This is a genomic window from Pareuzebyella sediminis (genome assembly GCF_008367235.1).
Lineage (GTDB): Bacteria > Bacteroidota > Bacteroidia > Flavobacteriales > Flavobacteriaceae > Pareuzebyella > Pareuzebyella sediminis.
The window spans coordinates 96584-117293 of sequence record NZ_VTZS01000001.1 but is presented as its reverse complement, the minus strand read 5'-3'; the positions used below and the strand labels follow the sequence as shown (position 1 = coordinate 117293).

Here is a 20710-nt window from a genome sequence, read left to right as displayed (position 1 = left end):
AAAATAGGGTTGTAGGGGTATGGTTGAGGCAAAATGCCCTCGTGTTGCGGTAGTTATAACTCCAATATGTAGTTTACAAGGTTTTCTTTGTGTACCAAATCCAATTTTTTCCGAAGCCTATATCTTTTGATTTCTACACTTCTTGGAGCAATATTAAGTAGTTTGGCTATCTCTTTGGTCGATAAGTTCAGTCGTAAATACCCACATAATTTAAGATCATTTGGTGTTAAAGTTGGATGGCATTCTTTAAGTTTTTTTAAAAAATTACTATCCGCATTGTTAAAAGCCTCTTGAAAAAATTCCCAGTCATCATTTTGGCCTAGGTTCTTGTTAATTAAACCAACAACAGAATTTACATCATTTGCGCCTTTCGAAATTCTCAATTTTTCCTTAACCGTTCTCAATAAATCGTTCTTTTTGGCAATACTCATGAGAGAAGCGGCTAATTCCTTACTTTTGCTTTGAAAATCAACTTTCAATTTCTCATTTTTAAGCTTCGTTATTTCTTGCTCATTTTGGATTTTCGTCAACTTTAATTCTTTTTCATTTTTAATAATCAGTTCGCGACGCTGTTTCTTATAATAATGATTATACATGGAATAGGAGAGAAGTAAAAAGGCCAATATACCTAACGCGTTCAACGAGAGCATAACATTTGAAATATACCATGGTTTTTTTATTTCAAAGGTATAGGTACTTATGTTGTTTGAAACGGTATCTCCAATCCTAGCCCTTACGTTAAACGTGTATTTCCCATACGGAAGGTTATCAAAAGAAGCAGTGGAATTTTCAGACCAATCACTCCAAGCATCATATATTCCTAAAAGCTGAAATTGATATTCGGGTTTTACATACTTATTAAATTCTGGAGTATAAAATGAAATATCAAAATTTTTCTGATCACTAGAATACAGACCTTTCGAATCAATATTTTTTTCTTCGTAGACCGTGTTGTTACTTCCATTAAGTACATGACCAATACGCACGCTAAAGTTTTCGGTTTTTGATACTCTTGTATCAACTATAATATATCCGGAGGTAGCCCCTGTTAGATAAGTGTGACTATTTAAAGCCGAAATATTCTCATATCCAATAATGCTATTTCTAATTTTGGAGGAAAGTGGTATCGTTTTAATTCTTTTTTCATCGGTGAGACCTGTCGGTGTAATATAGGTAATATTTGACTTTGTAAAAACCCACAGAATATTAGCATTTTCATCAACAATTAACTTTCCTGATTCATAATCTTTCGGTGTATATACTTTGCTTAAGAAGTTGTCTTTGATAAACGTTTTGCTGACTGTATCATATTTAAAGATACCTTGTTTATACGAATACAATAAATCTTGATTATACTTGGTAATTCCTGAATTAGAACCTTTTAAGGTGGTATCAATGGAAACCTCTTCAACCGCAAAATATGATTTATCGATCTTTAATTTAAAAATACCCTTGTATTCATGATTTACGAAGATCTCATTTTTGAGAATTTCAAAATAGCGCGATGAGTTATTAAAGCCTTTTATTTTATTTCTGAGTCTCCATCCATTACTATATTTTTCCAGCACATACAATCCATCATAATTTCCTTGAAGAAGTAATTCTGCCCTATCATCGATTTGGGCAATTTTCCATGTACCCTGAACATTGGATATTTTCTTTGCTTGCGTGCTTTCGATGATAAATGTACCCGCGTTATGCCCACAAAATAAGGTGCCTTCGATCTCTTTTAAAGACCATACTTGGCCCTGGGTACCTTCAATAAAGCCAAAATTATCATTACTGTTCAGTTTTTTGTAAAAAAGTCCTTGGTTTGTACCTAAATACAAATTACCATCATGAATTATTGAGACGTACACACTGCCTAGAATTCCTTTATTTTCATAATGTAATTCATATGGAGAATTTGTATTGATATAGCAGATTCCGTTATCAAGTCCTAGCCAAATATTATTTGTGACATCTTCAAAAACCGCCAAAACGGTATTGTTTATTAATCCCTGTTCATAATTTATATGAGAAATAATTTCTTCCCTTTCGTCTAAGATGAATAAACCATCGGCGATTGTGCCCAATGCCAATTTATTATCATTTAATTTAATACCATCATAAACACTAACTTTAGACAAAATCTCATTTGATGAACTTTTGGATTTTACCGCTACATTTTTGTTCAATTTATAAAAACCATTGTCTTTGGTTAGTATGAGAAAGTCTTCGCGGCTTCCAAAAATATTAACTACTTCATCAATTTTGAACACATCATCATCAAGGAATAACACTTCCTCCCCTTCATTTATGGTGAATATTCCTTCTCCGAATTTTTGAAAATAAACTTCTTCATCGACATTAAATATTTTTGTTATTCTACTTTCTGAATCAATAGTACTTATAGATTTATCTTCTACATTGAAGATATATATTCGTTTTAACGATTGAAAAATAATCAAATTGTCAATATTGATTATACCCCAAAATTCTTCATCTTCAATTATGTCGACATCAATTTCTTGTGATATAGAAGTATAGGTTAGGTTTCCTGATTGGTTTTTCTCCCAGAAACCGAATTCCATATAACAACCTGTGTAGATACGTTCATCGACTACTTTTACCGATCTCATTATCGATTCGTTTGGGGAGAGATAGGTTTTCCAATAAGCACCATTAAACTCCAGAAGTCCTTTACTATTGGCTACGTAAATTAATTTTTCGGGGGACTGCGAAACTGCCCAGTTCTGATTTTCAGCATTATAGTCTGTTGGATGAAAATTTTTTATAGATGGTAGGTCTTGACCGAAACAGTAATAACTAATTAAAGTTGTAACTATTGAAAATAGCAGAGTGAAAGATTTTGGCAGCCTTGAAGTTGTCATTTTCTTGAGAATTAAATAATTCCAACTGATCAAATCAGTAAGTCAACTTAAGTTATCCCTCGCGAGGGAAACTTAAATTATACTATGTTATCTTTTAAAGATAACTTAAAAACTAAGGCCCATAACTATAATGATCCCTGATATAAAAACTATACATCAAATCTATTGTCGATTCAAAGATCTAAAAAAGATGTACTTATAGGCTGCCGAAACTTAAACAATACCGATAGCCAAGATTAGTCCCGTTCTTTAAACCCTGGTGGCTATTTCTATAATTTTCATAAAATAATAGTGTTGTGGTAATGTAGTGGTATTGTTGAAGAGGAAACTGTCATTTAGGGTAGCGACGATATCTTTACATTATTAATTGGATAGAGTTAGGCAATTCCTTTAATTAAATCTTTTTCCATTTTTTCAAGTTCGATAAGACAATGAATTACCTTTGTTCTTGTGTGTACGTATTAAAAAAATAGACTTTCTTCGACCAAATGTGAAAATGCATTAGGCCCAAGATTATCTAAGTTTAGTCTTCCATATTTTTATTCGGGAATTTACAGTCTTCAATTCATGATATTTAAAAAGCCATGCACAAAAAACTCTTGATTTCTTCTCTACTACTACTATTTGGGTCTTGTTCATCCGAAGACTCTGAATTTGAAGATATGGAGTCTACGACAATTGCAAGCCCAAGTTTTGAAAAGGCATTAATTGAAATTGGTGTGGATTCTGATGGAATAGTAAATGGGAAGATAGTTACATCCGATATTGCCATGATTATCTATTTGCCCTTGGAAAACAGAAACATTTCTGACTTATCCGGAATCGAAAATTTTAGTGGTTTGAAGAAATTGGATTGTTATGACAATCTAATCACGAGCTTAGATGTGAGTAAAAACAAAAATCTAAAAGAATTAGACTTTTCCAACAACCAAGTTACCAGTATAAATGTAAGTCAAAATACCGCTTTGACATCCCTTGTTTGTTTTGATAACCAACTCACTAGCTTGGACGTAAGTCAAAATATGGCCTTAGCTACCCTCTCATGTACCAATAATGAACTGACAAGTATAGATGTAAGTTCAAATACTTTGTTAACGCAACTCTACTGTTCTAAAAATTTGCTTACGAGTTTGGATGTGAGTAAAAATACGGATTTAATTGAACTATTTTGTTTTGAAAATCAGCTTATTGGTTTAGACATAAGTCAAAATATTGCTTTGAAAGAACTATATTGTAATGATAATCAACTTGCTCTTTTGGATGTAAAGAATGGCCAAAATACTATTCTGATGGAGTTTAATGCCTCGGGTAACGCTGAGCTGCAATGCATTCAGATAGATGATGAAAATGCTGCTCATTCAGGCAATCTTCCTTACAACTTTTGGATCAAAGATATGTCGACAGGATATGCTGAAGAATGTAATTCCCTACAGGCGAGGCGTTGAGATATTATACTATTCTCGGTCTATAGTCTTTACTGTGGTTACATTATTCCGAAATGAAAGATTTTTATGATTCATCCCATTGTAGATATTTTTATCGTTAGATAAGTAGTTATCTATAATCTGGATATTTTCACCATCGTTGCGGATACCAAAAAGTGTACTGGAAGCAATATGATTATTAATAATCGATACATTTTTTGAAGTTCTATGCAAGCTGACTCCTAATTTATTACCGACTATTATATTATCGCTTAACAAATGCCCTTCAGTATAGGAATAAACGGCGATACCTCCTGAATTGGTGCCTTCTGAATACTTTCCGTTACCGATGATCATGTTGTTAAAAACCAAGACATTTTTGGTGTTTTTGCCTTGAATAAATATACCCTTGGCCCTATTGTTCTTGATTATATTATTTATACAAACAGAATTGCTGGCAGGGCTACCATCGTGTCCTAAGGTCATTCCGTTACCATTATTTTTACCTTTGGCATTAATCGATACATTATTTATAACCAGAAGAGCTTCCGAGTTTAATGACATATTGGAGCCATCACTCGTACCGCAATTATCCACATATAATTCAGCTATTGTCGTTCCGAAACTGTTGACAACGCCGATTGCCGAGTCGTGAGTACCATAAAATCTTCCACCGAAAATAGTGTTACATGTACCATTCAGGATGAAAATTCCCATTTTCCATGTTTCTGTAATATTGCAGTTTTCTATTAAAACATAATTACAATTATTAAGACGAATGTTGCCCGTGTCGGTGCTAGCTGTAATATGCACATTTAAACAACTTAAATTTTTAATCAATGAATTATCTACGTTATTGAATAGTACACCTTCATAAGCCACAGCATCCGCCTGACTTCCATCTATTGTTCCACCAATGATGGTAATATCGGTATCGGTTTCATTCTTATTTGTTATAACCGAGGAGCCTACCATTGACCTGGAAGGTAAAATTTTCGTGCCGTTGTTAATTAACAAGGTTTGGTAACTTTCAATGTAAATAGTATTTGTTACAATAATATCTTCTGCTATTCTCACCGGAATTTTTTTCGCCGATAATAATGCATAATTTACGGCCATCTCATTATTGCCGAACCATTCTGAATGAATTTCGGGAATACTTCCTTCGGAAAACACTACCTGGTCGGTAAAAATGCGGTGATACCCCGCTAATATTACTCCTTCAATTTTGAATTGGACGGCATTTTCGATATTAAAAATACCTTTCTCAGTGATTTTTAATTTTATCCCAGATGGAATGGTGACATTTGAATCAATTATTATTCTCCCATCAATGTTAATGGTACCCACACCATCCAATTGCGAAATAGCTTTTCTTAATGTCGTCGTCGTACCACTTATAAGAACCAATTCTTTCGATTGGCAAAAGCAGCTGAAGCACAAGAGCGATATTATTATAGAGGTAATTCTCTTCATTGAAGGCTAATAGGTTTTGAAGAAGCGTTTATTAGGTGTTAAGTTAAATGAATACAACCAATGAAAGCTTGTTTTTGAAATTTAAACAACAACGTATTAAGATAATAGATACAGAAGGTTAGGAGGTTAGGGCCAGACCCTATGGGTATTATAAGAGCGCTTTAACCAAATACCATTTCTTCCCAAAAAAACGGAAGATCGGTCAAGTTATGAATTACTTTCTTATTCCACTAACTATTAAGAAACCTAATGAAAATTTGACTGAAAATCTCCCAAAATAAGGTTCCGGTCGAAACTAAGAATTATAGCTATAATCATTCTTTTATCTGTTCTAAAGGGAAATCTCCCCTACAAGCTGGGCGGTCTATAATCTCTATAGTCCTCCCCCCATATATCGGATTCGTACAAATCTGTTTATGTATCTTGTTATTAGTCGGATGTCGCTTCGAAGATATTACCATCCTGCTGCATAAACGACCGTTTTACGAAACCGTTTGATAGTCCATTAGGATTTCATTACCTAACGTGTCCATTGTGGTCTCTTTTAGTATTTTCGTTAAAAGTCCTTTTGTAGCATCTTTTAGGATATATGAATTTCGGCGAAATCCGAAAGGAACTTAATTCATGCTTTGACTGAAGGCGTTCGTTTTTTAGTGTTCAAATCCTTGATGTCCGATCAACCTATAACATACAATACTGTTTAGCGAGGTTTAAAAAATTGAAAGTATTTTGCTATCCGAATTGTTGACTTTTTAGGGTAATTTTTAGAAGAAAAAGTGTTTTTTCAAAGAAAAAATAAAAAACAAAACCCTGATAATCAATTGATTATCAGGGTTTAAATATTAAAGTCGGGATGACAGGATTTGAACCTGCGACCCCACGCCCCCCAGGCGTGTGCGCTACCGGGCTGCGCTACATCCCGCTACTTCACCAACCTTAATGTATTGCCATACATAAAGATTTGAAAATCGGACTGCAAAAATAGTAAACTTTACCACAAAACCATTGAAAAATTAAATTCTATTTAAACAAACCCTTCGAACTAAAAAGCTAAAAAACATGTAACTTGTTGACTACGAATTCAAAACCTATTATCGAAACCCCTATGACCTATTCAAGAAGACGGGCGACCAAGACCTTGGCCAAATTGGCCATGAGCTCAATTGCCTTACCTCCATTTTCCATGGTATCCATAAACCAAAAAAGTGCCATGCTGAAAAGGCCTATCCCTTCATCAGGAAATCCTTTGCCCGTAGTAGGTCTAGGAACTTGGCAATCCTTTGATGTGGGCAATGATTCTGAAAGCAGAAAACAACTTACCCAAGTACTTTCGCAAATGAACGCCATGGGCGGTAAGGTTATTGACAGCTCCCCTATGTACGGCAGTTCCGAAGCTGTCGTAGGCGACCTTACTTCTGCACTTGACTTTCAAGATTCTTTTTTTTACGCCACTAAAGTATGGACTTCCGGAAGGCAGCAGGGCATAGACCAGATGAAAAGGTCGATGCAAAAAATGAACAGAAAAACCATTGACCTGATGCAGATCCACAATCTTGTAGACTGGAAGACCCATCTTTCGACCTTGAAAAACATGAAGGAAAAAGGGGAAATCAAATATTGGGGCATTACCCACTACACCAACGCCTCCCACGAAGTACTGGCGCAGCTTATCCGTGATGAAAAACCAGATTTTGCACAGTTTAATTTTTCTATTCGGGAAAGACACGCTGAAGATTTTCTTTTGCAAACCGCCAGCGACAACGGAACCGCGGTAATTATCAACCGACCCTTTGAAGGAGGGACGCTTTTTAGAATCACCAAAGGGAAAGCATTGCCTCCTTGGTGCAAAGAACTTGCAATCAATTCATGGGCCCAATTTTTCTTAAAATATATTTTGGGAAACGACGCGGTAAACTGTGTTATCCCTGGCACCTCTAAACCCCGTCATGTCATTGACAATATGGGGGCAGGTTTCGGTAAACTACCCGACACTAAAGAGCGGAATAAAATGGTTCAATATCTCTCCAATATTTGAGGGCTCCCGCACTATTCCAACGTTTCCATCCATTCGAACCAACGCTCGAGCCAGCCTCTAAGGTGTACATTGTCTCGGGCCAAGGAAAAGCCGTGCCCACCGGTGGGATAAATATGCATGGTGGCCGACACACCCTTATTTTTCAAGGCCTGGTACATCACCAAGCTATTTTCAACAGGTACCCCAGGATCGTTGGTAGCATGGAGTAAAAATGTGGGGGGCGTTTCGGGCGTTACGGATTCCTCCAGTTTAAAATAAGTATATATCAAGGGAACCCCATCTTTCGGTGGTGTATACTTTTCCGACCGTTGCGATATGTAAGGATACGCCAAGGCCATAAAATCGGGGCGCGCACTTAGGGCGTCCATCTCATCGAGGGGATCATAGACTTTCTTCCCGTAATGGGTACCCAAGGTGGCAACCAAATGCCCTCCCGCTGAAAATCCTATCGCCCCGATACGATCAGGGTCGATATTGAACTCGGAAGCCTTACTCCGTACCATACGCAACGCACGTTGTGCATCAATGAGCGGAACCAAATGCTGGTCGGTTTGGGACACAGACGAGGGCAGTCTATATTTTACCACAATGCCTGCAATGCCCTTTCCATTTAGAAATTTTGCGATATCGGTACCCTCCCAGTCATAGGCTAAAATGTGGTAACCTCCTCCTGGAAATATCAATACGGCTTGACCATTGGCGTTACTTTCGGCAGGTAGGTATACTTCTATGGTCGGCTCTTGTACCTTGGCAATTCGTAAAAGATCTTCGCCTTGTCTGTATTCTTCCTTTTCTTCCGAACTAATTCGATTGGGTATTTTGTTCTCGGGCCACAACGGAATTATGGTATCTTGGGAGAATGCCCTGCCCATTACCGCTATTAAAAAAACTACTAAAATTGAGTACCTCATCTGCATTGATATTTTATGTTTTATCATTGTCTATTGATGTAAACTTTCGATCCATTCGAACAAGCGCTCCGTCCAACCCCTTAAATGATGGTCGGCCCTGGCCAAGGAAAAACCATGGCCTCCTTTGGGATACACATGCATAGTGGCCGATACCCCCTTTTCCTTCAGTGCTGTATAAAAAAGGAGGCTGTTTTCTACCGGTACGACTTCATCGTCGGTAGCATGAACCAAAAAAGTGGGTGGGGTGTTTTGGTTGACTTGTTTTTCGTTTGAAAAATGGGCGACCATCTGATCGTCCGGGTTTTTTCCTATTAAGTTTGTTTTAGAACCATTATGAGTAAATTTTCCAAAGGAAATCACCGGATAACCCAAGGCCATGAAATCGGGACGGGCGGTCAACCCATCAATTTCATCAACAGGCTCGTAGACCTTATCCGCGAAATGCGTACCTAAAGTAGAGGCCAGATGGCCGCCTGCCGAAAATCCGATAATTCCTATTTTATCAGGACGTATATTGAATTCCGGAGCCTTGCCGCGTACCATTCGAATAGCTCTTTGGGCATCCATCAAGGGCACATTGTGCTTTTCAGTTTGTGAAACCTCTGAAGGAAGGCGATATTTGACCACGATTCCTGCAATGCCCTTACCGTTCAAAAATTTTGCAATATCAGTGCCCTCCCAATCATAGGCCAAGATGCCATATCCTCCCCCCGGGAAAATAAGCATGGCTTCTCCAGTAGCGTTTGATTTGGCCGGTAAATATACTTCGATAGTGGGCTCCTGTACGTTGCTTACTCGCAATATACCGTTACGCTCATGAACTTCACTTTCATTGGATATAATATGGTTCGGTATCTTACCCTCCGGCCAAAGGGGCATAATAGTATCTTGGGAAAACATGTTCAAACTCGTTACAAATGTCAATATGAGTGCCAATTTAGTCATTCCTGATTTAGTATATAAGGTTAAAAATCAATTACAATTCCATTTAAAATCGGCCACCTTGTCGTTTGTAGCTGCCGAGAGGTTATAGTGCCACCATTCTGTTCTGATCGACCAGAACCCATACTTTTCCATGGTCTCTTTCAATAATTTTCGATTTTCAAGAACCTCATTGGGAAGGTCGTAATTATCGTGATAGGCTCTTTTACCAAAAAAGTCGAAATCGGTACCCATATTGAGTTCCTTTCCTTCCAAGGTTTCCAACGTGATATCTACCGCACCACCCTTGTTGTGAATAGAACCTTTTTTAGGATTGGCCACATACTGGGGATTCGGCACTATCTCCCACATCTTATATTGTACCGAATTAGGTCGATAACAATCAAAAAATTTGATACGTACCCCTTTCATTCGAAACTCCTCGTTGGCGGCCAATAAGGCCTTGGCCGTTTTTACCCGGGTATAGCATTCTGCACAGTCGTACACTTTTTCCTTTAAAAAATTATTTTCACTCGCGTACCTCAAATCAAAGGCGAAACCATCACTGAAATCCGCCAGTCTAACAAAGGTGGTATCATTAAGCCCTTCGAAACTTCGGAACGATTTTTCAGGAACCACCTGCCCTCCCATAATCGTATCGACTACCTGAACTTCCTTTGAAGTTATTGGTGTTTCAGCTTTTTTTTCGTTGGACCGATCCTTACAGGAAAAAAAGAACACCGAGACCCAAGCTAAGATACATACCATAAATGTAAAGCCGTATCTCTGGTAATTACCGTTTAAAATTTTCATTACATCAATGTATTGAACTTTCATACTAATTTCGCACTTCATATATTGAGGTCTCTTCACCACCGAAAACCAATTATCTGGAAAAATATCTATTTTGCGGCGATTACAATAACCCAATCCCTATCATTTCTCGAATTATAGGCCGAAAGTTCTACACTGTTCGGCTTGGTGATTTTCCAACCCTCGTTCGGTTTGTCGTAAAGTTTCCCTCCTTCCTTGGGGTCATAGAACGCTATTGTAAAGGCGCCATCGCCGATGGTCAAATCCGTGGTCTCATTTTTCGGTAAATATACCAAGTAGATTTGATCTTTCTTTGCGAAACAAAATGCTTTTGGATTGCTCAAAAGGTCGTCATGATTCTGCATTTCCCAAAAAGGCAAATGTTTAAGAAAAAACTGGGGCGCGTTGGCGCTAATGCCCCACCATTGGTCACGTAATCTGAAATCTTCGGCTGCCAGGTTACTATTCGCTTCATCTAGACCTCCAAAATACCATGAGGTTCCTGCCCCACTAGACATTAAACTGCCCCAAAGACTCGTGCGCATGACCATAGCATGATTATTATTAGCTGCGGTATCTGTTGTAACACCGATATCCCATTGACCGATTTGGTCAAGATAAACGGCCCAAGATTTGTTCCTTTTTTTAGACCGATCGACCCATTTTTGAACCTCTCGGTGTACTTCGGTGGTATCTAACATTTGAAGCGAAGCAATCTCAAAATCCGGATAACCCAGAAGTGGTGTAAAGGTAGCAGCTACAGCGTCTAGAGGACGACCTTCGATACGCTTTCCTGATACGCGTATATGATTATGCACTGCAATGGGGTGGTCATAGGGGTCGATAGCACGTAGGTACGACGCATAACTTTTAAGCTGTGATGCCGTACGGTTGGTTTCTTCACCGAGATTCCAGACTACCCCTAAATGATGCCCAAAACGGGCCACCAATTCTTTGTAATACAATTTACGCTCTAGCCCCAGTTCCCCTTTGTTCAACAGCGTATCGCTTTCCGTTTCTTGTATAAAAACGTTCATGGCAATACCCAATCTATCCATGTGGTCAAATACCTTTTCCCATTGGTCCAACTTGCTCACATCATATCTTGTTTGCTCTTTCGGGGCAATCCAAGGCCAAACATCATTACCGTCGCCGGCTACGTTCATGGTCAGAAAAGATAGGCTATTAATGTCCTTTTCAGCCATATAGTTTAGTGCACCGAATATTCCCTTTCCTTTTTCATCGCCCCAAGTCGGGTCGTTCTCCCGCCAATCACCAATATGGGGAGCGTATTCATGAAGACCATTCGTTAAGGTAGGTGTGGGAGTTCCTCCATTATCGAACGTGCCATCGAATTCATGATAGGCCAAAAAGTTCTCAGGACTACCTACACCGTTCTTCAAAAAATAGTTCTTCGTTTCCGCCTCTTGCAGATAGTGTTTCCCCCTATAAGTTAACATTCCTGTCTTATAGAAACCAATCGCTGTGGAGGCTTGGTCCTTAATAGCAAAACCTCCTTTAATTTTCCAAACACCAGAATTCTTTTTAGGGATGGAGATCTTCTTAACGGCTATTTCCTTTCCTTGCAAAAAATAGGCATCAAACTGCCAAATTCCGACTTTATCTGGAGTAAATTTAACCCGCCATTTAGATCCTGATCTTGCTTGCGTATTGGCAGCGTCTCCATCTGCCGTAAAGTACCCGTGCACACTTATAGTATCGTTACCGTTGAAAAAGCTGACCCATAAGGCATAGTCCAAAAAAGGATTTATAGAGTCGGTTTCAGAAACACGAGGGCCATCGAAAGTAAGGGTGATAGGCTCCCATTTTTTGAGGGTACCTTCCAAAATATATTTTTCCTTCTTTGTTGTTTTTTCACAGGAAAAAAGAAAAATAATGAGAGAAAAGAACAACGCAAAGCACTTTTTGACCACTTGCAAGTACATTGATTATAGTTCTGATTGAATTGTTGGTCAAGATAGGTATATTTTTTTTTCTACCGTTATCCGCTAACTTTCAGAGAAAAGGATATTTGATATCCCTAAGAAATAACAAGTTGATGGTTTTATTGGTAATTTTAGCAGATGTGGTGTAAAATAGGCAGGGATTTAAAAATTCCAATTAAAGCCCTATGATGTTATGAAATGCAGGTTCCCTATCGTATGTGTTGCGTCATTGCTGTTGATCGGGTGTAAAGCCGATTCTAAAAAAGAATCTGTAAAAACAAATCCACCGACGGAAAAATGGTTATTGGGTTTTAAAAAAACCGATACCAATCCGATACTAACTGCCGATTCAAGTTATGTTTTTACCAATCCGATCACTAACAATGAGGTTCAATGGCAGAAAGCCGATGTCTTTAACCCCGGAGCGGTCGTTCGTAATGATACCGTATTTCTCTTCTTTCGTGCAGAGGATAACCCCAAAGCTATTTTAGGAGGACGGACTTCAAGAATAGGCTTGGCCTATAGCACAGACGGTATTACCTTCACCAAATATCCAACGCCGGTTCTATATCCTGATAATGACGAGTACAACAAGTGGGATTATCCTGGAGGTATTGAAGACCCAAGAGTAGTAGAAACCCCTGACGGTAATTATATCATGCTCTACACGAGTTGGAACAAAGAGGTGGCACGCCTGTCTTCGGCTTCATCCAAAAACCTGAAAGACTGGACCAAACACGGCCCCGTATTCGAAAAGGCCCATAGCGGTAAATTTTTAAACGAATGGAGCAAATCAGGTGCCATTGTTACCGAGCTAAAAAATGGGCGACTGATTGCGAAGAAAATTAATGGGAAATATTTGATGTACTGGGGAGAATTATTGGTCAACCTAGCCCAATCAGACGATCTGCTCGATTGGGAGCCGCTCTTGGCCCCGAACGGAGAGCTACTTCAGGTCTTTAAGCCGACCCTAAATGAGTTCGACAGTCACTTGACCGAGCCCGGTCCGCCGGCTCTTTATACCGAGCATGGTATTCTTCTTTTATACAATGGCAAAAATCTAACCGGGCAAGGAGCTACATTAAAATTCCCTGAGGGTACCTATTGTGGAGGACAGGTAATTTTTGACAAAAATGATCCGACAAAACTTTTAGATCGCCTGAAAGAACCTTTTATTTGCCCAAGCCTACCCCACGAGGTAAGCGGCCAGTATAAAGCAGGAACAACTTTCATAGAAGGTTTGGTCTATTTCAAAAACAAATGGTTTCTTTATTATGGCACAGCGGACTCTATGGTCGGACTCGCTATTAAGGAGTAAATTTTTGTAGTGCAAAAGGAAAATTGGTAAATTTCAAGATCATGGGGAGAGCGACAATTAACGTACGACTAGAAAAAAAAGTGTGGCTTTTCTTTGTCTTTATCGCCCTTGGTTTTTCATCTTGTAAGGAAGCTTCTGAAAAGCAACCTGAGCAGATCGATGGGCGAGATGATAAAAGGCCGAACATTGTTATCTTCATGGCCGATGATCAGGGATGGGGTGATTTGAGTAGTTCGGGGAACTCTAATATTGAAACCCCGAATATCGACGCTTTGGCAAAATATGGCGTATCCTTCACTAATTTTTACGTGCAGCCGGTCTGTTCCCCTACCCGCGCCGAGCTTTTGACCGGGAGACATTTTCCACGAACCGGTGTGTATTCGACTTCATCGGGTGGGGAGCGATTAAATACGGATGAGGTAACCTTTGCTGAACTCTTTAAAAATGCAGGATATCGAACGGCGGCCTATGGAAAATGGCACAATGGCATGCAACCGCCTTACCACCCAAATGCCAAAGGTTTCGACGATTATTACGGATTTGCTTCCGGACATTGGGGAAATTATTTCAGCCCTATGTTAGAGCATAATGGCAAAATTGTAAAAGGAGAGGGATATTTAGCAGATGATTTGACCAACAAAGGCTTAGCATTTATAGAAGAGAACAAGAACAATCCTTTCTTGCTCTACTTGCCTTATAACATTCCACATAGCCCCATGCAGGTACCAGATGCTTATTGGAAGCGATTTGCGACTAAAGACCTTTCCCTTCATTCGGACCAAATTGACGAAGAAAATATCGAATTTACCAAGGCCGCATTGGCCATGGTCGAAAATATCGATACTAATGTGGGTCGTATCCTTGCGAAACTGCGCAAATTGTACTTGGAGGACAATACCATCGTAATCTATCTTTCCGATAACGGCCCCAATAGTTTTCGATGGAATGGGGGCATGCGAGGTAGAAAAGGTTGGACCGACGAAGGAGGGGTACGAAGTCCTCTATATATCCAATGGGCCGATTCATTGCCAGAGGGAAAGAAAATTGATGAGATTGCCAGTGCTATTGATATTTTACCCACTTTAGTAAGCCTAGCCGGAATAGCTCCCGCAGCAAGAAACCTTGACGGAAAAGATTTGTCTCCGCTTTTGTTCGAAGAAAACCCAAATTGGTCAGACCGGTTGATCTTCAATCATTGGGGAGGTAAGACAAGCGTCAGAACACAGAACTTCAGGTTAGATCACGAAGACCATCTGTATAATATACCACAAGACCGCGCCCAAAAGAACGATTTGGCCGCACGGTGGCCTGAATTGACCGATTCCTTGAAAAATGCACGGGCTGGTTGGCTAAGGGAAGTCAGGCCCCTTACGGCCGAAAGAGACCATCGGCCGTTTACCTTGGGTCATCCCAATTTTATTTACACCCAAATTCCTGCACGTGATGGTGTTGCCCATGGTGCCATAAATCGAAGCAACCAACATCCCAACGATACCTTTTTCACCAATTGGCAAAGTACCAAAGATTCGATTACGTGGAATGTCGAGGTTCTCGAAGATGGTCATTTTGAGGTCGAGCTATACTACACGTGTCCCGAAGACCAGCTTGGGTCGATCGTACAGCTTAGCTTTGGAAAAAGCAAGATCGCCAAAAAAATAACCGAGGCCCATGACCCACCTTTAAAAGGAATGGAAAAGGATAGGGTGCCTAGAATAGAATCGTATGTCAAAGATTTCAAGCCCATGAAATTGGGTCAAATGGTTCTTAAAAAAGGTAAGGGGCTCCTCACCCTCAATGCACTTAAAATCAAAGGTGAAAAAGTAGCGGACGTACGACTTTTATTATTTAAAAAGATAGATTGATTCAAAACTGACCTTTACCATAATGCCAAAAAACTATAGTATATTAGGACTAATGTCGGGCACCTCCCTTGATGGTCTAGACCTTGCCCATTGCCATATTATTGATGATGGAACCACATGGTCTTTTCAGATCAAAAAGTCCAGAAGTGTGCCGTACACGCTTGAAATGCAAACCAAACTGAAAGATTCGATTTATCTTTCGGCCGACGAACTTTTGTGCTTTCATAATGAATATGGAACATGGCTCGGCGAGCAGGCTGGAATTTTTATTGGTGAGAACGAACTGGCCATTGATTGTATTGCCAGCCATGGGCACACGACCCACCACCAACCAGAAAAGGGACTCACTTTTCAGATAGGGTCGGGCCAACACCTAGCAAATGCCAGCGGTTGTAAAGTGGTATGTGATTTTCGCACGAACGACGTCGCCCTTGGAGGGCAAGGAGCACCTTTAGTACCCATCGGTGATCAGCTATTTTTTAATGCTTATGATTTTTGCCTGAATTTAGGTGGTATTAGTAATATTTCCTTTGTGAAGAACGGCCAACGCCTCGCTTTCGATATCGGTTTGGCAAATATGGTCCTGAACCATATCACCCGAAAAAATAATCTGGATTATGACGAGGGGGGAAAACTAGCACAAAGCGGTCAGGTTAATGTATCGATGCTTGATCAACTTAACTCCCTTGAATTCTATAGCCTGCCCCATCCAAAATCTATAGGATATGAATGGTTTGTTAAAAAAGTAGTACCCATAGTGGACAAGACTGCCGACAGTATGGAAAACCTTTTATGTACAGGTGTCCACCATATCGTTCAGCAAATCGCGTTTCAAATCGAAGAAAATTCGTCCCGATCAAAAAATAAAGTATTGGTAACCGGCGGCGGTGCCCTAAACGATTTTTTGATAAGCACCTTATCGAATGCCCTCGGTCCAACTACAGAGGTCGTTGTGCCCTCTAAGCAACTTATTGAGTTTAAGGAAGCTCTGGTATTTGCGCTCATGGGCGCCCTTCGATTAGAGGAGAAAATAAACGTTCTATGTGCGGTGACCGGAGCGAAAAATGATTCATCCAGCGGAGTGGTATTTTTACCAAATTAGGCATTTTGTCTTCAGATTGATTACAAATCATTATCTTCAACATCATTTTTTTAGTAAAATCCAATGTCCGAAAAACAGAAACACGCTTCCGCCTACTGGAAAGAAAATGTACGTTATCTATTTATTCTCCTTTTTATTTGGTTCGCCGTTTCCTACGGTGCAGGTATCCTTTTTAAGGATGCCCTTGATACCATTCAGTTAAGTGGGTTCAAACTCGGGTTTTGGTTTGCCCAACAAGGAGCTATCTATGTATTTGTCATACTCATATTTGTCTATATAAAACTGATGAACAAGCTGGACAAAAAGTATGGCTTCAACGAATAATACTTCCAACCACAAAACTATCGAATAATGGATGTTCAAACATGGACCTACCTCCTTGTAGGTATCACTTTCGCCCTATACATAGGCATCGCAATTTGGTCACGGGCAGGTTCCACCAAAGATTTTTATGTTGCCGGAGGGGGGGTTTCTCCCTTGGCCAATGGTATGGCCACAGCGGCTGATTGGATGTCTGCAGCCTCTTTTATTTCCATGGCGGGGATTATAGCATTTGCTGGCTATGATGGCTCTGTATATCTCATGGGGTGGACCGGGGGATATGTTCTTTTAGCCCTTTTGTTGGCCCCCTACCTACGCAAATTCGGAAAGTTCACAGTACCGGATTTTATCGGAGATCGGTACTACTCGAAAACAGCCCGTATTGTAGCGGTGATATGTGCACTTATAGTATCGTTCACCTACGTTGCAGGCCAGATGCGAGGGGTGGGAGTCGTATTTTCCCGCTTTTTGGAAGTTGATATCAATACGGGTGTAATCATTGGAATGATCATTGTACTCTTCTATGCCGTTTTGGGAGGAATGAAAGGCATTACCTATACCCAAGTGGCGCAGTACTGTGTGCTTATTTTCGCCTTTATGGTGCCCGCCATTTTTATTTCAATACAAATGACCGGAAACCCTATCCCCCAATTGGGAATGGGTTCAACCCTGAACGATGGTTCGGGCACGTATCTTTTGGATAAATTGGACGGTCTTTCGACCGAACTCGGTTTTGCGGAGTATACGGAAGGAAAAAAATCAATAACCGATGTTTTTGCCATTACTTTGGCCCTTATGGTAGGTACCGCTGGTCTTCCCCATGTTATTGTACGGTTTTTCACGGTAAAGCGGGTAAAGGACGCACGTAAATCTGCCGGTTTGGCCTTATTGCTTATCGCCATTCTATATACTACTGCGCCCGCCGTATCGGTCTTTGCGAAAACGAACCTGCTTACTACGGTTAGTAATGAGCCGTACGCTGAGATGCCGGTTTGGTTTAAAAATTGGGAAACTACCGGTCTTCTGACTTATAAGGATAAAAATAACGATGGCCTCATTCAGTATGTAGCCGATACCTCAAAAAATGAGCTCACCATCGATAACGACATCATGGTACTGGCGAATCCGGAAATCGCAAAACTACCGGCTTGGGTCATTGCTTTGGTAGCCGCCGGAGGTCTCGCTGCTGCACTTTCAACCGCCGCGGGCTTGTTGCTGGTCATTTCGTCTTCGGTGTCGCACGATTTGATCAAAAAGGTATTTCGGCCAAATATTTCAGATAAAGGGGAACTTTGGGCCGCCCGAATTTCTGCGACCGTTGCAGTCGTTATTGCAGGCTACTTTGGCATCAACCCTCCAGGCTTTGTGGCTGCCGTCGTAGCCTTGGCCTTCGGACTGGCAGCTGCTTCCTTCTTTCCCGCCATAGTATTGGGCATTTTTTATAAGAAAATGAATAAAGAAGGTGCCATCGCAGGTATGGTGGTCGGAATCGTCGCCATGCTTTTTTACATGCTCAAATTCAAATTTGATATGTTCGGTGGTGGCACGGCTGACGACTGGTGGTTCGGTATATCTCCCGAGGGCTTCGGTACCGTGGCCATGATACTTAACTTTATCGTAGCGATCACCATTATGAAATTTACCCCTGACCCCCCTGAACATGTGCAGGAAATTGTGGAAGATATACGCATACCCAGCGGGGCCGGAGAGGCAAGTGGACATTAAAATTTTCGTTATTTTTATAGTAAATCAACACGACGCATGAGTAATTATCACATTAAACATTTAGAAGAATATTTTCAGGTATACCGCAAGTCGGTACGGAACCCCGAAGATTTTTGGGAAGAAATTGCCGAAGAACATTTTGTATGGCGAAAGAAATGGGACAATGTACTGAGCTGGGATTTTACGAAGCCCGAAATCAAATGGTTCGAAGGGGCACAGCTGAACATTACCGAAAATTGTATTGACCGGCACTTACCCACTCGAGGTGAGAAAACGGCCATTCTTTTTGAGCCCAACGACCCGAGCGAAGAATCCGAACATATTACCTATCGCCAATTGCACGAAAGGGTCTGCCGAATGGCAAACGTACTCAAGGAAAATGGTATCAAAAAAGGGGATCGTGTTTGTATTTACCTACCAATGATACCCGAATTGGCCATTTCTCTTTTAGCCTGCGCCCGCATTGGAGCAATACATTCCGTGGTTTTTGCAGGGTTTTCTTCGAACGCCCTTTCGGCACGTATTAACGATTCCGACTGTAAGCTAGTACTCACTTCTGACGGCTCTTATCGTGGAGGCAAAACAATCGACCTTAAAAGTATAGTCGATAAGGCTCTTGAAGATTGTCCCGGCGTGAATACCGTATTGGTAGCCAAACGTATCGATAGTGTAATCAATATGAAAGAAGGCCGTGACAAATGGCTTCAGCCTTTGTTAGACGAAGCCTATGCGGATTGTGTGGCCGAAATTATGGATGCAGAAGACCCCTTGTTCATTTTATATACTTCGGGATCCACCGGAAAACCCAAGGGCATGGTGCATACCACTGGGGGCTATATGGTCTATACCGCCTATACTTTTAAAAATGCCTTTCAGTATCGTGAACACGACATCTACTGGTGTACCGCGGATATCGGGTGGATTACCGGCCATTCATATATCGTTTACGGACCATTGGCCAATGGGGCTACCACGGTAATGTTTGAAGGGGTTCCCTCCTACCCTGATTATGGAAGGTTTTGGCAAGTCGTTGAAAAACATAAGGTAAACCAATTCTATACGGCTCCAACGGCTATACGTGCCTTGGCCAAGGAAAAACTGGAGTTTGTGGAAAAATATGACCTTTCTAGTCTGAACGTATTGGGATCGGTCGGGGAACCGATAAATGAAGAGGCCTGGCACTGGTACAATAACAATGTCGGTAAAAGCCAAAGTCCGATTATCGATACCTGGTGGCAAACCGAGACGGGGGGGATAATGATTACGCCGATCCCTTATGTAACCCCCACTACGCCTACCTATGCCACATTACCTTTTATCGGTGTTCAACCAGCCCTAATGGACGAGGAAGGTAAAGAAATAAAGGGTAACCAAGTATCGGGCAGACTCTGCATCAAATTTCCGTGGCCTTCGATCGCAAGAACGATCTGGGGCAATCATGACCGATATCGCGACACCTATTTCTCTGCCTATGAAAATATGTACTTCACCGGAGACGGAGCCCTAAGGGATGCCGTCGGATATTACAGAATTACAGGTCGTGTAGACGATGTGATCATCGTTTCCGGGCATAATCTCGGCACCGCCCCTATTGAAGATTCGATCAACGAACATCCTGCCGTTGCGGAAAGTGCCATTGTAGGTTTCCCTCATGATGTTAAAGGAAATGCGCTATATGGTTATGTGATTCTTAAGGAAGTCGGTGAATCAAGGGATAAGGACAACCTCCGTAAGGAAATAAACCAACAGATTACCGAACATATCGGACCCATCGCCAAATTGGATAAAATACAGTTCGTATCCGGACTTCCAAAAACTCGCAGTGGTAAAATCATGCGAAGGATCTTGCGTAAGATAGCCTCCAAAGACACTTCAAATTTAGGGGATACAAGTACCCTTTTAAATCCGGAGGTGGTCGAGGAAATTATCGAGAACGCGTTGTAAACATTTAAAAATCACAGAAAAACAGGGTCTATTTTCACA

14 protein-coding genes and 1 tRNA gene are annotated in these 20710 nt (G+C 40.6%); 8 read left to right on the top strand and 7 right to left on the bottom strand.

The features are described 5' to 3' along the window. Window positions 1-53: 53 nt before the first annotated feature. Complete coding sequence (locus F2B13_RS00535) at window positions 54-2873, bottom strand: helix-turn-helix and ligand-binding sensor domain-containing protein (protein ID WP_149302672.1); 2820 nt, start codon at window positions 2871-2873, stop codon at window positions 54-56. Between the two features lie 584 nt (window positions 2874-3457). Here F2B13_RS00535 and F2B13_RS00530 point away from each other — a divergent pair. Then, window positions 3458-4318, top strand: a complete 861-nt coding sequence (locus F2B13_RS00530; protein WP_198440054.1) for a leucine-rich repeat domain-containing protein — start codon at window positions 3458-3460, stop codon at window positions 4316-4318. Between the two features lie 9 nt (window positions 4319-4327). On the opposite strand, the gene F2B13_RS00525 is transcribed toward F2B13_RS00530, so the two are convergent. Together F2B13_RS00525 and F2B13_RS00520 are read right to left on the bottom strand one after the other, a co-directional pair. Then, a complete protein-coding gene (locus F2B13_RS00525) occupies window positions 4328-5773 on the bottom strand; it encodes a right-handed parallel beta-helix repeat-containing protein (RefSeq protein WP_149302669.1) in 1446 nt (481 codons plus the stop codon). 848 nt (window positions 5774-6621) lie between these two features. Beyond that, window positions 6622-6695, bottom strand: a tRNA-Pro gene (locus tag F2B13_RS00520). Between the two features lie 144 nt (window positions 6696-6839). On the opposite strand from F2B13_RS00520, the gene F2B13_RS00515 reads away from it, so the two are divergent. Further along, a complete protein-coding gene (locus F2B13_RS00515) occupies window positions 6840-7808 on the top strand; it encodes an aldo/keto reductase (protein WP_198440053.1) in 969 nt (322 codons plus the stop codon). Between the two features lie 11 nt (window positions 7809-7819). On the opposite strand, the gene F2B13_RS00510 is transcribed toward F2B13_RS00515, so the two are convergent. From F2B13_RS00510 to F2B13_RS00495, 4 genes are all read right to left on the bottom strand, one after another. Beyond that, window positions 7820-8719, bottom strand: coding sequence for an alpha/beta hydrolase (locus tag F2B13_RS00510; protein ID WP_149302666.1), 900 nt, complete (start codon window positions 8717-8719; stop codon window positions 7820-7822). Between the two features lie 30 nt (window positions 8720-8749). After that, window positions 8750-9664, bottom strand: a complete 915-nt coding sequence (locus F2B13_RS00505; RefSeq protein ID WP_149276952.1) for an alpha/beta hydrolase — start codon at window positions 9662-9664, stop codon at window positions 8750-8752. A 27-nt stretch (window positions 9665-9691) separates the two neighbouring features. Further along, a complete protein-coding gene (locus tag F2B13_RS00500; protein WP_232623050.1) occupies window positions 9692-10453 on the bottom strand; it encodes a M15 family metallopeptidase in 762 nt (253 codons plus the stop codon). 89 nt (window positions 10454-10542) lie between these two features. Further along, window positions 10543-12399, bottom strand: coding sequence for a DUF5060 domain-containing protein (locus F2B13_RS00495; RefSeq protein WP_149302663.1), 1857 nt, complete (start codon window positions 12397-12399; stop codon window positions 10543-10545). A 193-nt stretch (window positions 12400-12592) separates the two neighbouring features. Between F2B13_RS00495 and F2B13_RS00490 the strand changes: the two genes are divergently transcribed. The 6 genes from F2B13_RS00490 (at window position 12593) to acs (ending at window position 20671) form a co-directional block, all read left to right on the top strand. Further along, window positions 12593-13717, top strand: coding sequence for a glycoside hydrolase family 130 protein (locus F2B13_RS00490; protein ID WP_149302660.1), 1125 nt, complete (start codon window positions 12593-12595; stop codon window positions 13715-13717). Window positions 13718-13758: 41 nt separating this feature from the next. Beyond that, window positions 13759-15579 carry an arylsulfatase gene (locus F2B13_RS00485; protein WP_149302657.1) on the top strand — a complete coding sequence of 607 codons (1821 nt, stop codon included), beginning with the start codon at window positions 13759-13761 and terminating at the stop codon, window positions 15577-15579. A 22-nt stretch (window positions 15580-15601) separates the two neighbouring features. Next, entirely contained in the window at window positions 15602-16681 is a 1080-nt protein-coding gene (locus tag F2B13_RS00480; protein WP_149302654.1) for an anhydro-N-acetylmuramic acid kinase, read from the top strand. A gap of 63 nt (window positions 16682-16744) precedes the next feature. Next, complete coding sequence (locus tag F2B13_RS00475; protein WP_149302651.1) at window positions 16745-17005, top strand: DUF4212 domain-containing protein; 261 nt, start codon at window positions 16745-16747, stop codon at window positions 17003-17005. Between the two features lie 27 nt (window positions 17006-17032). After that, window positions 17033-18727: a sodium:solute symporter family protein gene (locus F2B13_RS00470; protein WP_149276946.1), complete on the top strand. Its 1695-nt coding sequence runs from the start codon at window positions 17033-17035 to the stop codon at window positions 18725-18727. Between the two features lie 36 nt (window positions 18728-18763). After that, window positions 18764-20671 (top strand): acetate--CoA ligase, encoded by a 1908-nt coding sequence (gene acs / locus F2B13_RS00465; RefSeq protein ID WP_149302648.1) that lies wholly within the window; start codon window positions 18764-18766, stop codon window positions 20669-20671. Window positions 20672-20710 lie beyond the last annotated feature (39 nt).

Excerpts from the sequence above, each read along its gene's own strand:
- F2B13_RS00495 (WP_149302663.1), bottom strand. The coding sequence starts at position 12,399 with ATGTACTTGCAAGTGGTCAAAAAGTGCTTTGCGTTGTTCTTTTCTCTC.
- F2B13_RS00475 (WP_149302651.1), top strand. The coding sequence starts at position 16,745 with ATGTCCGAAAAACAGAAACACGCTTCCGCCTACTGGAAAGAAAATGTA.
- acs (WP_149302648.1), top strand. The coding sequence starts at position 18,764 with ATGAGTAATTATCACATTAAACATTTAGAAGAATATTTTCAGGTATAC.
- F2B13_RS00525 (WP_149302669.1), bottom strand. The coding sequence starts at position 5,773 with ATGAAGAGAATTACCTCTATAATAATATCGCTCTTGTGCTTCAGCTGC.
- F2B13_RS00500 (WP_232623050.1), bottom strand. The coding sequence starts at position 10,453 with ATGAAAATTTTAAACGGTAATTACCAGAGATACGGCTTTACATTTATG.
- F2B13_RS00510 (WP_149302666.1), bottom strand. The coding sequence starts at position 8,719 with ATGAGGTACTCAATTTTAGTAGTTTTTTTAATAGCGGTAATGGGCAGG.
- F2B13_RS00505 (WP_149276952.1), bottom strand. The coding sequence starts at position 9,664 with ATGACTAAATTGGCACTCATATTGACATTTGTAACGAGTTTGAACATG.
- F2B13_RS00470 (WP_149276946.1), top strand. The coding sequence starts at position 17,033 with ATGGATGTTCAAACATGGACCTACCTCCTTGTAGGTATCACTTTCGCC.
- F2B13_RS00490 (WP_149302660.1), top strand. The coding sequence starts at position 12,593 with ATGAAATGCAGGTTCCCTATCGTATGTGTTGCGTCATTGCTGTTGATC.
- F2B13_RS00485 (WP_149302657.1), top strand. The coding sequence starts at position 13,759 with ATGGGGAGAGCGACAATTAACGTACGACTAGAAAAAAAAGTGTGGCTT.
- F2B13_RS00535 (WP_149302672.1), bottom strand. The coding sequence starts at position 2,873 with ATGACAACTTCAAGGCTGCCAAAATCTTTCACTCTGCTATTTTCAATA.
- F2B13_RS00480 (WP_149302654.1), top strand. The coding sequence starts at position 15,602 with ATGCCAAAAAACTATAGTATATTAGGACTAATGTCGGGCACCTCCCTT.
- F2B13_RS00530 (WP_198440054.1), top strand. The coding sequence starts at position 3,458 with ATGCACAAAAAACTCTTGATTTCTTCTCTACTACTACTATTTGGGTCT.